Annotated in this window: 15 protein-coding genes; 4 read left to right on the forward strand and 11 right to left on the reverse strand. The window is 73.5% G+C overall.

The window, feature by feature from the left end:
• Positions 1-21: 21 nt before the first annotated feature.
• The 4 genes from BTM25_RS00225 to cysS all read right to left on the reverse strand — a co-directional run bounded on the left by BTM25_RS00225 (position 22) and on the right by cysS (position 3,301).
• Positions 22-219, reverse strand: a complete 198-nt coding sequence (locus tag BTM25_RS00225; protein ID WP_146058904.1) for a hypothetical protein — start codon at positions 217-219, stop codon at positions 22-24.
• 40 nt (positions 220-259) lie between these two features.
• On the reverse strand, positions 260-1,183 hold the full coding sequence (gene rlmB / locus BTM25_RS00230; protein WP_103560739.1) for a 23S rRNA (guanosine(2251)-2'-O)-methyltransferase RlmB: 924 nt from the start codon (positions 1,181-1,183) through the stop codon (positions 260-262).
• Between the two features lie 87 nt (positions 1,184-1,270).
• Positions 1,271-1,831, reverse strand: a complete 561-nt coding sequence (locus BTM25_RS00235) for a Clp protease N-terminal domain-containing protein (protein WP_103560740.1) — start codon at positions 1,829-1,831, stop codon at positions 1,271-1,273.
• 75 nt (positions 1,832-1,906) lie between these two features.
• A complete protein-coding gene (gene cysS, locus BTM25_RS00240; RefSeq protein WP_103560741.1) occupies positions 1,907-3,301 on the reverse strand; it encodes a cysteine--tRNA ligase in 1,395 nt (464 codons plus the stop codon).
• A 198-nt stretch (positions 3,302-3,499) separates the two neighbouring features.
• Here cysS and BTM25_RS00245 point away from each other — a divergent pair, with 198 nt between their 5' ends.
• A complete protein-coding gene (locus tag BTM25_RS00245; protein ID WP_103560742.1) occupies positions 3,500-4,852 on the forward strand; it encodes a DUF2637 domain-containing protein in 1,353 nt (450 codons plus the stop codon).
• A gap of 18 nt (positions 4,853-4,870) precedes the next feature.
• Here BTM25_RS00245 and ispF read toward each other — a convergent pair whose 3' ends face one another.
• Both ispF and BTM25_RS00255 read right to left on the reverse strand, forming a co-directional pair.
• Positions 4,871-5,341: a 2-C-methyl-D-erythritol 2,4-cyclodiphosphate synthase gene (gene ispF, locus BTM25_RS00250; protein ID WP_205647926.1), complete on the reverse strand. Its 471-nt coding sequence runs from the start codon at positions 5,339-5,341 to the stop codon at positions 4,871-4,873.
• Between the two features lie 35 nt (positions 5,342-5,376).
• Entirely contained in the window at positions 5,377-5,859 is a 483-nt protein-coding gene (locus tag BTM25_RS00255; RefSeq protein ID WP_019632798.1) for a CarD family transcriptional regulator, read from the reverse strand.
• Between the two features lie 295 nt (positions 5,860-6,154).
• Between BTM25_RS00255 and BTM25_RS00260 the strand changes: the two genes are divergently transcribed.
• A complete protein-coding gene (locus BTM25_RS00260; protein WP_103560743.1) occupies positions 6,155-6,922 on the forward strand; it encodes a hypothetical protein in 768 nt (255 codons plus the stop codon).
• A 149-nt stretch (positions 6,923-7,071) separates the two neighbouring features.
• Entirely contained in the window at positions 7,072-7,890 is an 819-nt protein-coding gene (locus tag BTM25_RS00265; protein WP_103560744.1) for a hypothetical protein, read from the forward strand.
• A gap of 78 nt (positions 7,891-7,968) precedes the next feature.
• Here the strand turns inward: BTM25_RS00265 and BTM25_RS00270 are convergent, their stop codons facing one another.
• Both BTM25_RS00270 and BTM25_RS00275 read right to left on the reverse strand, forming a co-directional pair.
• Positions 7,969-8,649, reverse strand: a complete 681-nt coding sequence (locus BTM25_RS00270) for a response regulator transcription factor (protein ID WP_103560745.1) — start codon at positions 8,647-8,649, stop codon at positions 7,969-7,971.
• Positions 8,650-8,734: 85 nt separating this feature from the next.
• A complete protein-coding gene (locus tag BTM25_RS00275; RefSeq protein ID WP_103560746.1) occupies positions 8,735-9,943 on the reverse strand; it encodes a sensor histidine kinase in 1,209 nt (402 codons plus the stop codon).
• 171 nt (positions 9,944-10,114) lie between these two features.
• On the opposite strand from BTM25_RS00275, the gene phoU reads away from it, so the two are divergent.
• On the forward strand, positions 10,115-10,780 hold the full coding sequence (gene phoU / locus BTM25_RS00280; RefSeq protein ID WP_103560747.1) for a phosphate signaling complex protein PhoU: 666 nt from the start codon (positions 10,115-10,117) through the stop codon (positions 10,778-10,780).
• A gap of 40 nt (positions 10,781-10,820) precedes the next feature.
• Here the strand turns inward: phoU and BTM25_RS00285 are convergent, their stop codons facing one another.
• Genes BTM25_RS00285 through mshA form a run of 3 tightly spaced genes read right to left on the reverse strand, consistent with a single transcriptional unit; the run spans position 10,821 to position 13,414 of the window.
• On the reverse strand, positions 10,821-11,609 hold the full coding sequence (locus BTM25_RS00285) for a phosphoglyceromutase (protein WP_103560748.1): 789 nt from the start codon (positions 11,607-11,609) through the stop codon (positions 10,821-10,823).
• Positions 11,610-11,645: 36 nt separating this feature from the next.
• Positions 11,646-12,140, reverse strand: a complete 495-nt coding sequence (locus BTM25_RS00290) for a type III secretion system chaperone family protein (RefSeq protein ID WP_103560749.1) — start codon at positions 12,138-12,140, stop codon at positions 11,646-11,648.
• Complete coding sequence (mshA, locus tag BTM25_RS00295; protein ID WP_103560750.1) at positions 12,137-13,414, reverse strand: D-inositol-3-phosphate glycosyltransferase; 1,278 nt, start codon at positions 13,412-13,414, stop codon at positions 12,137-12,139. The genes BTM25_RS00290 and mshA overlap by 4 nt, the downstream gene beginning before the upstream one ends.
• Between the last annotated feature and the right edge of the window lie 21 nt (positions 13,415-13,435).

Below are 13,435 nucleotides of genomic sequence, written 5' to 3' on the forward strand. Positions count from 1 at the left end.
GCCTACCCGCCGTGGCGCGGATCAGTCGACGAAGAAGAACAGTGACAGCGCGACCAGGTGCGACACGATCACCAGGATCAGCGAGATCCAGAAGATGTTCTTGGCGATCGGGTGGTCGAAGTACGCGCTCTTGCTCGGGGCCTGGGCGGCGGCCTGTGCCTCCACCTGGTTCTCCAGCTCGTCCAGCGACGGCAGGAACGACGGGCGGCGCAATGCCATCTCGGGTGCCCCCTTCTGCTCGTTCCCAGCGTACGCGCGGTCAGGACGACCGCAGCCGCGAGGCCTCGTACAGCGCGATCCCCGCCGCGACGCCCGCGTTCAGGGACTCGGCCGCGCCCGGCATCGGGATCGTGACCAGCAGGTCGCACGTCTCGGCGACCAGGCGTCCGATGCCCTTGCCCTCCGAGCCCACGACCAGCACGAACGGCCCGTCGGCGACCTCGATCTCCCCGACCGGGACGGTGCCCGCCGCGTCCAGCCCGGCCACGAAGCACCCGGCCTTCTGGTACGCCTTGAGCTGCCGCGCGAGGTTCGTCGTCTGCGCGACGGGGATCGCCGCGAGCGTGCCCGCCGACGCCTTCCACGCGCCCGCCGTCACCCCGGCCGCGCGCCGCTCGGGCACCACGACGCCGCTCGCGCCGAACGCCGCCGCCGACCGGACGATCGCGCCGAGGTTGCGCGGGTCGGTGATGCCGTCCACCGCGACGATCAGCGGCGCGGTGCCGCGCAGCAGGTCCTCGGCGTGCGCGTACCGGTACGGCCGGACCTGGAGCGCGAGGCCCTGGTGGACGGCCCCGTCGGTCAGCCGGTCCAGTTCGGCGCGGCCGATCTCCATCAGCGGGATCCGCCGGTCCGCCGCGATCTGGATCGCCTCGCGGACGCGGTCGTCCCGGCCCTCCGACACGTACAGCGCGCTGCCCGGGACGCCCGCGCGCAGTGCCTCGACCACCGGGTTGCGGCCGGTGACCAGCTCCGGCGTCTCGCCGTTGGCCCGCCGCGCGCCCGCCGGACGGCTCTTGCGGACCTGGTCGCGGTCGCCGGGACGGGCCGCGGGCGCGGTCGGCCCGGCCGTCGGCGTGCCGGTGCGCTTGGCGCTCTTGACGGCGCGGGCGCGCTGCCGCTTGGCGTGCCAGTGCCGGTCCTCGGCCTTGGGGGTCGGTCCCTTGCCCTTGCGCTTGGCCATGTCTGTCCCTCGGATGTGGTTGCGGGTGGCGGACGCCCGCACGGGTTCGGGGGCGGACCTTCCGATTTTACGCGGCGCGCGGAGGCGTCACGTCCGGTCCATGCGGGCCACGACGCTCGCCAGGAGCGTCTCGATGCTCTCCAGCCGCCGCTCGATGGCGTCCAGGCGGCGGGCGGTGGACGGCCGCGCGCCCGGCAGGAACGGCTCGGCGCGCGGCCCGCCGCACCGCTCCAGCAGGTCCGCGCGCAGGGCGGCCGGGTCGGCGCCGAGGCCGGTCAGGACGGCGACGCCGCGTCCGGCGCCCTCCCGGAGCACGCCGAGCAGGACGTGCCCGGTGTCGATCGACTCGGCGTCCAGCCGCCGCGCCTCCCGCAGCGCCAGCTCCAGCGCCGCCTTCGCGCGCGGGGTGAACGGGATCTCGCCGGCCGTCCCGCCGTCCGCGCGGGCCGTCAGCTCGGCGACGCGGGCGCGGGCGGCGTCGGCCGTCACGCCCGCGTCCGCCAGCGCCGCAGCGGCCGGATCGTCGGCGGCACCGAGCAGGCCCAGCAGCAGGTGCTCGGTGCCGACATGGTCGTGCCGCAGCCGCCGCGCCTCGTCCCGCGCCGCCGCGATCGCCGCGCGGGCGCGGCCGGTGAACCGCTCGAACACGTCGCACCGCCTCGGGGTAGGGGGAGTCCCGGTCTCCGACCGTACTCGTCCCCGGACCCGTTCCCGCCCGGTTCGTCAGGAACGCTTCAGCTCCCAGCGCGGCCCGTGCGCGGTGTCCTCGATGAGGATCCCGGCCTCGGCGAGGCTGTCGCGGATCCCGTCGGCGGCGACGTAGTCCTTGCGCGCCCGCGCGGCCTGCCGCTGGTCGAGCGCGACGCGGATCAGGGCGTCCACGACGGGGCGCAGGTCGTTCTCGGCGCTCCCCGCCCACTGCTCGTCCAGCGGGTCCAGGCCGAGGACGCCCGTCATCGCGCGGACCGCCGCCAGCGCCGCCGCCGTGCCCGCCGCGTCCCCGGCCGCGAGCGCGTTGTTGCCCTCCCGGACGGTCTCGTGGACGATCGCGAGCGCCTGCGGGACGCCGAGGTCGTCGTCCATCGCGTCCGCGAACGCCGTCGGCAGGTCGCCGGGCCCGACCGGGCCGGCCAGTTCGGCGGCGCGCGTCACGAACCCCTCGATCCGCTGGTAGGCCGACACGGCCTCGCCGAGCGCGGTCCGCGAGAAGTCCAGCAGCGACCGGTAGTGCGCGGACGCCAGGTAGTACCGGATCTCCACCGGACGGGCCAGGCCCAGCAGCTCGGGCAGCAGCACGACGTTCCCGATGGACTTGCTCATCTTCTCGCCGTCCACGGTGAGCAGGCCGTTGTGCAGCCAGTACCGGGCGAACGCGTCCCCGGCCGCCCGGGACTGGGCGATCTCGTTCTCATGGTGCGGGAAGATCAGGTCCATGCCGCCGCCGTGGATGTCGAACTCCGCGCCGAGGTAGCGGGACGCCATCGCCGAGCACTCCAGGTGCCAGCCCGGACGCCCCTCGCCCCACGGCGTCTCCCAGGACGGCTCGCCGGGCTTGGCGCCCTTCCACAGCGCGAAGTCGCGCGGGTCGCGCTTGGCCTCCTCGTCGACGACGTCGCCGGACGGGCGCATGTGCTCCAGCTTCTGGTTGGACAGCGCGCCGTACTCGTCCGCCCAGGACGGGACGTCGAAGTACACGTCGCGGCCCGCCGCGTAGGCGTGCCCGTTCTTGATCAGCCGCCGCATCAGGACGATCATCTCCGGGACGTGCCCGGTCGCGCGCGGCTCGACCGTCGGCGGCAGGCAGCCGAGCGTGTCGTAGCCCCGGCCGAACACCCGCTGGTTGCCCTCGGCGATCGCGAACCACGGGGTACCGGAGGCGTGCGCGACGGCGAGGATCTTGTCGTCCACGTCGGTGACGTTCCGGACGAACATCACCTCGTACCCCGAGCGCAGCAGCCACCGCAGCAGCACGTCGTAGATGACGCCGGAGCGCAGATGGCCGATGTGGGGCGCGGCCTGCGGAGTGGCACCACAGACGTACATCCCGACGCGGCCCTCGCGAAGGGGCTCGAAAACGCGGACGGTACGGCTGCCGGTGTCATAGAGGTGCAGGCTCACCGATCCAGGTTATGGGATGCGGCGCTTCAGAGGCACGGTTCAAGGGTAGGGAGCATCGTCCGGAGCGGGCCTCCCACGCTCGGCCGCGCGGAACGGCTAGGGTCGCGGCAGCGGAATGATCACCGCGCCTCCGTGGATGACCCGGCCGCGAACGGGCATCCACCGGGACCGGACCCCTTCCCCCGGAGAGAGCCCGCGATGCCGTCGTCCTCCCCCAGCCCGCGCCCCGGCCGGTTCTTCACCTGGTCGGCGGCGCTCGCCGTCCTGGTCCTCGCCGGGGCCGGGTTCGTGCTGACCTACGAACCGCTGCGCGTCCTCGCCCGCACCGGCGGCGTCGAGGGACGCTGGGCGCCCGCCTACCCCGTCATGGCCGACACGCTGCTCGTCGTCGCGCTGCTGGCGGTCGTGGTCGCGCGCCGCGCGCACTGGTTCGCGCGGACGCTGCGGTGGCTGCTGCTGCTCGTCCTGCTCGCGGGCGGCGCCGCGCTCGCCGTGCAGCACGCGGTGCGGGGCTACGGGTCGCTTCCCTCGGACGCGGTGAAGGCCGGGGTCGCGGTCGCGCCGAACGTCATGCTGGCCGTCGCGGTGTGGCTGTGGCTGACGATGATCAAGCAGGTCCGGACGGCGGCGGAGCGCTCGCCCGGCCCCGTCCCGGACGCGCCGGTCCGCCGCGAGGCCGACGCGCCGCCGCTGCCGGACGCCGAGCCCGAGCCCGAGTTCGAGTTCGCGCTCGTCCCGCCGCCCGCCCCCGCGCCGGACGAGGACTTCGGCGCCGTCTGGGCGGCCCGCACCGAGACCGGCGCCGCGTGGAACGAGACCCGCGAGATCCCCCGGCACGACGCCCGCCCGATGCGCGAGGTCGCCTGGGCCGACGACGACGAGCCCGCGCTGGACGGCCCGCACGACACCGGCGAGGCACTGGACGACGAACCGGCCACCACGCGGCGCGACATCCGCGCGACCGAGGACGGTACGCGACGCGAGTCGCGCGCAGCCGAGGAGCCCGACCTAACGCAACGCGAGTCGCGCACGGCCGAGGACGAGCCCGACGCCACGCGGCGCGACACACGTGCGGCCGAGGACGAGCCCGACGCGACGCGGCGCGACACACGTGCGGCCGGGGACGAGCCCGACGCCACGCAGCGCGACATGCGCGCGGCCGAGGACGAGCCGGAAGTCACGCGACGCGACACGCGTGCGGACGCGCAGGTAGTCGAGGACGAGCCCGACGTCGTGCGGCGCGAGACGCGGGCGGACGAGCTGGAGGTCGCGCGGCGCGAGGAGAAGGCGCCGCCGCTGCCCGAGTCGGACGCGGAGGTAGAAGCCCCCGAGCCCGCGCCGGTGCTGCTGCCCGCGCAGGTCCGCACGATCGCCGAGCAGGCGACCGATCCGGTGCCCGCCGAACCGCCGCTGACCGAAGAGGAGCGGATCGTCCGGGGCGATGAGGGCGAGGACGTCGAGCGGCCCGCCAAGGACGGCGATCTGGAGATCTGGGACTGGAACCCGCCGTCCGGCAGCTTCCGCAGCTCCCCGACCCCGCCGGCCGAGTGAAGGGGTGGGACGGCCGGGTCAGGGGGCGGGGAGGACGAGCGCGTTCGCGATGGCGGCGAGCCCTTCGCCGCGCCCGGTGAGCCCGAGCCCGTCGGTGGTGGTCGCCGAGACGCTGACCGGCGCCCCGTTCAGGGCCTTGGCGAGGACGTCCTCGGCCTCGGCGCGCCGCTTGCCGATCTTGGGCCGGTTGCCGATGACCTGGATCGCGACGTTGCCGATCACGTAGCCGGATTCTGCGACCAGGCGGGCGACCTCCGCGAGCAGGGTCGTCCCCGCCGCGCCGGACCAGCGGGGGTCGGACGTGCCGAAGACCGCGCCGAGATCACCGAGCCCGCAGGCCGAGAGCAGCGCGTCGCAGGCGGCGTGCGCGGCGACGTCGCCGTCGGAGTGCCCGGCCAGCCCGGGGCCTTCGCCGGGCCAGAGCAGGCCCGCCACCCAGAGCGGGCGATCGGGGTCACCGAACGGGTGGACGTCCGTGCCGACGCCCACCCGGGGGAGCCGTTCCGCAGGATTCAACGCGGGGATCAGCTCGCCAGCACCTCGTCGAGGAGGGCCTCGGCCTTGTCCTCGTTGGTCTTCTCGGCGAGCGCGAGTTCGCTCACCAGGATCTGCCGGGCCTTGGCCAGCATGCGCTTCTCGCCGGCCGAGAGCCCGCGCTCCTTGTCGCGCCGCCACAGGTCGCGGACGACCTCGGCGACCTTGTTGACGTCACCGGAGGCGAGCTTCTCCAGGTTCGCCTTGTACCGGCGGGACCAGTTGGTGGGCTCCTCGGTGTAAGGTGCGCGCAGCACCTCGAACACCTTCTCCAGGCCCTCCTTGCCCACGACGTCCCGGACGCCCACTTCTTCGACGTTCTCGACCGGGACGCGCACGGTCAGGTCGCCCTTGTCGACCTTCAGGACCAGGTAGATGCGCTCCTGGTCCTTGATGGTGCGGGTCTCGATGGCCTCGATTCGAGCAGCCCCGTGATGGGGGTAGACGACGGTGTCGCCGACCTGGAAAGTCATGTGACAGATACCCCTTCCGCTGACACCAGTTTAGCACGGGCCCGAAGGGCGCCGCACCGGCCTTCTCGACAAATGCGCAGGTCAACCCCCTAATTGGGAGCTTGACAAGGGCAGCGTTCCATGCGTTCGGGCGCCCGTCGACGAGCGGTCGCGACACCGGTCCGGCGGCCGGGAGCCGCCGGACTTCCGGCGGTCGCCGCATACTGGAGGTGAACATGCCGGACCAGGCGGGTACGAAGCGCGCGAACGGCGCGAATACCCCAGGATACGGCGTTCCAGCGAGGTGAGGTGCGGCGTGCGGCCAGACGGCGACCACGAGCCCGACGACTACGGGCTCCCTCGGGTGGACGTCGTCGTGCCCGACGACGCCAGCGCGCTCGCCGCCGACGTCCTCGCCTACCGCCGCGAGGAGCGCAGGCGCCGCCGCCGCGAACGCGCCGCGCGGCTGGTCTCCCCCGTCACGCGCTTCGGCGTCGCGATCCCGATCATCACGCTGGCGCTGCTGGCCGCGCTGGTCAGCGGCGGGCTCATGACGGCGTTCGGGCCGCGTCCGACGACGCGTCCGACGGCGTCCCTGCTGGCCCGCAACCCGGCCGCGCCCGCCGGGGAGGTCAACGGGCCGCTCCCGACGGGGACCGTCGAGTTCGTCACCGGGCGCACCGAACGGGCCGACCTCAGCACGCTGCGGCCGGGAGTCATCGGGATCGTCCCGCCGGGCTGCGCGTGCGCCGGGCTCGTCGCGGAGCTGTCGGGGACGGCCCGGGAGTTCGAGCTGCGGTTCTGGCTCGTCGCGGACACGCGCGGCCGGACGTTCGCGCGCGACGCCGTCCGCCGCGAGCTGCGCGCCCTCGCCGCCACCGCGCACGAGGGGTCGCCGCAGCTCGTCGCCGACCCGTCCGGCGTGCTCGCGGGCGCCTACGCCCCGGCGGCCGGGACGGCGGGCGCGGGCTTGACGGCCGTGCTCGTCCAGGCCGACGGAATCGTCGCGGACGCGCGCACGCTGCCGCTGTCCACGGCCCGGCCGGCGCCCGATCTCGTCGGACGGATCAAGGAACTGCGCTGACCGACGTTTTCCCGCCGCCGGGCCACCCCGGGGGCCGATCGGTGATCAGGTCTCGCTACGCTTTGCCTGGCGTTCTCACGCGCCCCTGACGCAACCCCTTTCCAGCCTTTCGCGAGGAGACCGACGCCGTGATCCGTAACAGCCGTCGAGTGGCGGCACTCGCCTTCGCGGGTGCCGTGGCCATCGCGCCGGTCATCTCCGGCTGCGGCGCCGGGCAGGTGCCCCAGACCGTCGAGCCGACCCAGCTCACCGAGGGCGTCAACGTCTCGCTGCCGAAGAACGGCACCCGGATCGACGTGCGGAACATGTTCCTGCTCGGCCCGAAGCCCGGCGAGCGGCTCGACCCGGGGGCGCGCGTCCCGCTGTACGCGTCGATCATCAACCAGGCCGGGACGCAGGACCGGCTCGTCTCGGTGACGGCCGAGAAGTTCGGCCCGGCGAAGATCACCGGCAGCGCGATCACGCTGCCGCCGCGCGCCGGAGACGGCCGGGGCAGCCTGACCAACCTCCTCGGGACGGCGCAGACGGCCGCCGAGCCGTCCGCCACGGCGACGCCGGGCAAGAAGCCGAAGAAGACCGACTCGCCCGCCGCGGAGACGACCGCGACGGCGAGCGCCGACGCGGGCGCCGCGACCCCGAGCGCCCCGGCGGCGGCCGGCGCCCGGCAGCCGCTCGTCGTGCTGACCGGCCTGCAGAGCCCGCTGCTCGGCGGCGAGAACCTGCGGCTGACGCTCTCGTTCCAGAACGCGGGCCAGGTGACGGTCGTCGTCCCGGTCGTCGCGCAGCAGAACGAGTACGCGTCCTACACGGCGGTGTCGGCGGGCGTCCCGCGCAGCCCCGCGCCGTCGGCGCCGGAGTCGCCCGCGCCGACGCAGGGCGGCCACAACGGCGGCCCGGGGACGCCGGGCGCCAACAACGACGCCCCGACGTCGGGCGGCGGCTCGCCCGCCCAGTCGCCGCAGCACTGAGCGAACGAGAAAAGGGGAGTGCGCCCGTCAGGGCCCACTCCCCTTTCTCCCGTGTGCACACCCGGTCCTGTGCCCCGATCAGGGCTCGAACTTGTACCCGAGGCCCCGCACGGTGATGATGTGGCGCGGCGTGGACGGGACGTCCTCGATCTTCGCCCGCAGCCGCTTGATGTGGACGTCGAGCGTCTTGGTGTCGCCGACGTAGTCCGCGCCCCACACCCGGTCGATGAGCTGCATGCGGGTGAGGACGCGCCCGGCGTTGCGGAGCAGCACCTCCAGCAGCTCGAACTCCTTCAGCGGGAGCTGGACGCTGCCGCCCTCGACGGTCACGACGTGGCGTTCCACGTCCATGCGGACCGGGCCCGCCTCAAGCGTCGCGACGACGGGCTCGCCGCCCTCGCCGCGCCGCCGCAGCACGGCGCGCATCCGGGCGATCAGCTCGCGGGTGGAGAACGGCTTGGTGACGTAGTCGTCGGCGCCGAGTTCGAGCCCGACGACCTTGTCCACCTCGCTGTCCTTGGCCGTCAGCATGATCACTGGAACGTTCGATCGGGAGCGCAGCTCACGGCACACCTCGGTGCCGGGCAGGCCGGGCAGCATCAGGTCCAGGAGGACGAGATCGGCTCCGGCCTGATCGAACTGCTCCAGCGCGTCCGGGCCCGTGGCGGCGACCGCCACCTCGAAGCCCTCTTTGCGCAGGTTGTACGACAGGGCGTCGCTGAACGACTCCTCGTCTTCGACGACGAGCACGCGGGTCACGGTGTTGCCTCCTGGCGGATGGTGCGGTGTCGGGCTACGGCGCCGCAGCGCCGGGTGGGGGGCCGTGCCGGGTGCGCGGCCGGGCTCACAGATCAGGCTCCTCGGGCGTCGGTCCGTCCGGCGGACGGGTCGTCAGCAGCGGGAGCCTGAGCGTGAACGTCGAGCCGTGGCCCTCCTCGCTCCACACGGAGACCGTGCCGTGGTGCTTGGTGGCGACGTGCTTGACGATGGCGAGTCCGAGTCCGGTGCCGCCGGTCTGCCGGGACCGGGCGGGGTCGACGCGGTAGAACCGCTCGAAGATGCGGTCCAGCTCGCCGGCGGGGATGCCGATGCCCTGGTCGGTGACGTTCAGCTCGACCTGGGGCTGCCCGTCGCCGTCGTCGTCGCAGCAGCGCGTGGACACGACGACGCGGGTGTTCTCGGGGCTGTAGGCGATGGCGTTGTCGATGAGGTTGCGCAGCGCGGTGACCAGCAGTTCCTCGTCGCCGCGCACCTTGAGCCCGGTGGCGCCGCCCGAGCCGAGGTCGATGTTCTTGGACGTCGCGCGGATCTGGCTGCGGTCCAAAGACTCGGCGATGACCTCGTCCAGCGCGACGGGCCGGACCTCGGGCAGCGGCTCCTCGCCCTGCACGCGCGACAGCGTCATGAGGTCCTGGACGAGGTTGGTGAGCCGGACGGCCTCGTGCTGCATCCGGCCGGAGAAGCGGCGGACGGCCTCGGGGTCGTCGGCGGCGCCCTCGACGGTCTCGGCGAGCAGCGCGAGCGCGCCGACCGGGGTCTTCAGCTCGTGCGAGACGTTGGCGACGAAGTCACGGCGCATGGCCTCGACGCGGCGCGACTCGGTGAGGTCCTCGGCGAGGACGAGCACGAGCCCGTGCGTGCCGAGCGGCGCGACGCGGACGGCGAACCAGCGGCCCTCGCGGCGCAGCCGGCCCTTTCCGCCGCCGAGCTGCAGCTCCGTCTCGCGGATCTCGCCGTCGCGGCGGACGAGCCGGGCCATCGCCAGCAGTTCGTCCACGATGAGGCGGTCCCCGCTGACCATGCCGAACGCGCGGGCGGCGGGGCTGGCGCGCAGGACGCGGTCCTCGCCGTCCACGACGACGGCGGACGAGCGCAGCACGCCGAGCACGGTCGCCACGCCGGGGGCGAGCCCGGCGTCGGGCGCCCAGCCGGTGGGCGCGTCGTCGGGCAGCCGCTGGGAGCGTTCGGTGAGCCGCACGGCGAGACCCGCGCCGAGCCCGACGGCGAGCCCGGCGACCCCCGTGAGCGCCGCGGCGACGATGTCTACCTGCACACTTCGGATCGTAAGCGCCCGACACCGGCCCACAGCACCCCGGGGAGGGGTCCGGGGGCTCGTTCCCCCAAAGTTCACCTGGCACTATGAGGGCATTCATCCTGACAAGGCAAGGTGTGGCGTGGGCGAGTACGCCCCATGGTCCCCGCGACGAGTTTGGAAGAAGGAACGGTGCGCGACGCCTATCACGAGGAGCTGGACTCCCTCTCCGACCGCCTGGTCGAGATGACCCGGCTCGTCCGGTCCGCGATGGCCCGCGCGGTGACCGCGCTCCTGGACGCGGACCTGCGGCTGTCGGAAGAGGTCATCAGCGGCGACGAGCACATCAACAAGATCGACGCCGAGCTGGAAGAGACCGTGTTCGACCTGATGGCGCGGCAGCAGCCCGTCGCGGGCGACCTGCGCATGGTCATCACCGCGCTGCGGATGAGCGGCGACCTGGAGCGGATGGGCGACCTCGCCGTCCACATCGCGAAGACGGCGCGGCGGCGGCACCCGGAGACGGCCGTGCCGCCGGAACTCCAGTCCACCGTGCTCCAGATGGGGCAGATCGCCGAGCGGATGGTCGCCAAGGCGGGCAGCGTGATCGCGTCCAAGGACGTCGAGCTGGGCCTGGAGCTGGACGCCGACGACGACGCGATGGACCGCCTGCACCGCACGCTGTTCGACATCCTGCTGTCGCCGAAGTGGAAGCACGGCGTCGAGCCCGCCGTGGACATCACGCTCGCGGGCCGGTACTTCGAGCGGTTCGCCGACCACGCGGTGGTCGTCGCGGAGAACGTCGTCTACCTGGTGACCGGGCAGCGGCCCGCCGACATCGTCGACGACCTGACCTGACGCGGGACGCGGGGGCGGCGCGGGCCGCCCCCGCCCCGGGTCACTTCTTGCGCCGGCCGCCCTTCTTGGCCTCGGCCTTGCCGGTGGACGCGCCCTGGTTCTTCACGGCCTCGATCGCGGCCTTGGCCGCCGTCGGGTCCAGGTACTCGCCGCCGCGCTTGAGCGGGGCGAAGTCGTCGTCCAGCTCGTAGAGCAGCGGGATCCCGGTGGGGATGTTCAGCGCGGAGATCGCGTCGTCGGAGACCCCGTCCAGGTGCTTGACCAGCGCGCGCAGCGAGTTGCCGTGCGCGGCGACGAGGACGGTCCGTCCGGCGGCGAGGTCCGGGACGACCGCGTCGTACCAGTAGGGCAGCAGCCGGTCCACGACGTCGGCGAGGCACTCGGTGCGCGGGATCAGCTCCGACGGCAGCGACGCGTACCGCAGGTCGTTGACCTGGGACAGCGGGTCGTCGTCCTTGATCGGGGGCGGCGGGACGTCGTAGGAGCGGCGCCAGGTCATGAACTGGTCCTCGCCGAACTCCTCGCGCGTCTGGGCCTTGTTCTTGCCCTGCAGCGCGCCGTAGTGCCGCTCGTTGAGCCGCCAGGACCGGCGGACCTGGATCCACGACAGGTCCGCGACGTCCAGCGCGATCTCCGCCGTGCGGATGGCGCGCTTCAGCAGGGACGTGTGGACGACGTCGGGCGTGAGGTCCGCGTCGAGCAGGAGGTCGCCGCCGCGCGTCGCCTCCCCCTCGCCCTTCGCGGAGAGGTCGACGTCCACCCAGCCGGTGAACAGTCCCTCCGCGTTCCACACGCTTTCGCCATGCCGGAGCAAAACCAGGGTCGCCATGCGCGGCAGTTTATCGGTGCGGGGTGTACGGCCCGCTCAGCGGTTCGCGGGATCGGCGAACGACGCGAACGCGCGCAGGTTGGCGAGGCTCTCGCCGCGCTTGACGCGCCAGTCCCACTCCTTCTGGATGGACGTCTTGAACCCGCGTTCCAGGGCCTTGTCGAAGTTCTCGTCCGAGTAGGTGAGGACGCAGCCGAGCAGCCGGTCGACCTCCTCGGCGGACACCGACGCGAGCGGGACGCGGCCGACGATGTAGACGTCGCCGACCTCGTCCAGCGTGAACGCCATCCCGTACATGCGGCCGTTCTTCTCCAGCAGGAACCGGTAGAAGTCGGCGTGGTTCTCGTCGGGACGGCGGCAGAAGAACGCCTCGACGTGCAGGCTGTGCTCGCCGACGATGAGCCAGGTCATGGTCGCGAGCTTGTGCTCGCCGGGGAGCTTCACGAAGAACGCGCCGGGGCGGGGGCGCTCGAACTCCAGCTCGGCGGCGCGCAGCGTCTCCTCGATCGTCGCGACGATCTGCTGCGTCACGCCGTCACCTCCGCACGGGTCGTGGTGGAAAAGCGGGTCGTCGCATCTTCGTACACCTCGAGCAGCCTGTCGACGGTGGCGTCCCAGCCGAACGCGCGGGCGTGCCGGACGGCGCCGCGCGCGAGCCGGTCCCGGCGGCCGGGGTCGTCGTGCAGGCCGCGCAGGACGGCGGCGTAGGCGGCGGGGTCGTGGCCGCGCACGAGCACGCCGGAGTCCCCGTCGCGGACGGCCGTGCGCAGCCCTCCGACCGAGGACGCGACGACGGGCGTCCCGCACGCCTGCGACTCGACGGCGACGAGCCCGAACGACTCGTTGTGGGACGGGACGACGGTGATGTCGGCCGCGCGGTACCAGTCGGCCAGCTCGTCCTGCGGGCACGGCGGCTCGAAACGCACGACGCCGCCGAGCCCGAGGTCGGCGGCGAGCTTCTGGAGCTGTTCGGGACGGCGCCGTCCGGTGCCGGACGGTCCGCCGACGACGGCGACGACGAGCCGGTTCCGCAGCGCGGGGTCGTCGTCCAGCATCCGGGCGACGGCGCGCAGCAGCACGTCGGGGGCCTTGAGCGGCTGGATGCGTCCAACGAACAACAGCACGAACGCGTCGTGCGGCAGCCCGAGCCTCCGCCGTACCTCGCCCGTGGAGCCGGGCGCGAACATGCCGAGGTCCACACCGGGGCTGACGGTCGCGACCCGCGACGGCGCCGCGCCGTAGAGGTCGACCAGCTCGCGGGCCTCCTCGGCGGTGTTGGCGACGAGCCGGTCCGCGCAGTCCACGACCTGCTGCTCGCCGAGGACGCGCTCGGCCGGCTCGGGCCGGTCCCCGGCGGCGAGCGCGGCGTTCTTCACCTTCGCCATCGTGTGCATCGAGTGGACGAGCGGGACCCCCCACCGGTGCCGGGCGGCCCATCCGGCCTGTCCCGACAGCCAGTAGTGGGTGTGCAGGAGGTCGTAGTGGCCCGGTTCGTGGCACGCCTCGGCGCGCAGCACGGCGGAGGTGAACCCGCAGAGCTGGCGGGGCAGCTCGCCCTTGTCCAGTTCCTCGAACGGCCCCGCGACGACGTTGCGGACGTTCACGCCGGGCGCCAGCTCGGTGACCGGCGGCAGGGCGCGGGACGTGGCGCGCGTGAACACGTCCACCTCGACGCCGCGGGCGGCCAGCCGTTTCGCGACCTCGACGATGTAGACGTTCATCCCGCCCGCGTCGCCCGTTCCGGGCTGGTCCAGCGGGGACGTGTGGACGCTGATCGTCGCGATCCGGCTGATTCGACCCGACACCGGGACACCACCTCCGGTAGA

It is taken from the genome of Actinomadura rubteroloni (assembly GCF_002911665.1).
GTDB lineage: Bacteria > Actinomycetota > Actinomycetes > Streptosporangiales > Streptosporangiaceae > Spirillospora > Spirillospora rubteroloni.

Excerpts from the sequence above, each read along its gene's own strand:
- BTM25_RS00225 (WP_146058904.1), bottom strand. The coding sequence starts at position 219 with ATGGCATTGCGCCGCCCGTCGTTCCTGCCGTCGCTGGACGAGCTGGAG.
- rlmB (WP_103560739.1), bottom strand. The coding sequence starts at position 1,183 with ATGGCCAAGCGCAAGGGCAAGGGACCGACCCCCAAGGCCGAGGACCGG.
- BTM25_RS00245 (WP_103560742.1), top strand. The coding sequence starts at position 3,500 with ATGCCGTCGTCCTCCCCCAGCCCGCGCCCCGGCCGGTTCTTCACCTGG.
- BTM25_RS00255 (WP_019632798.1), bottom strand. The coding sequence starts at position 5,859 with ATGACTTTCCAGGTCGGCGACACCGTCGTCTACCCCCATCACGGGGCT.
- BTM25_RS00285 (WP_103560748.1), bottom strand. The coding sequence starts at position 11,609 with ATGGCGACCCTGGTTTTGCTCCGGCATGGCGAAAGCGTGTGGAACGCG.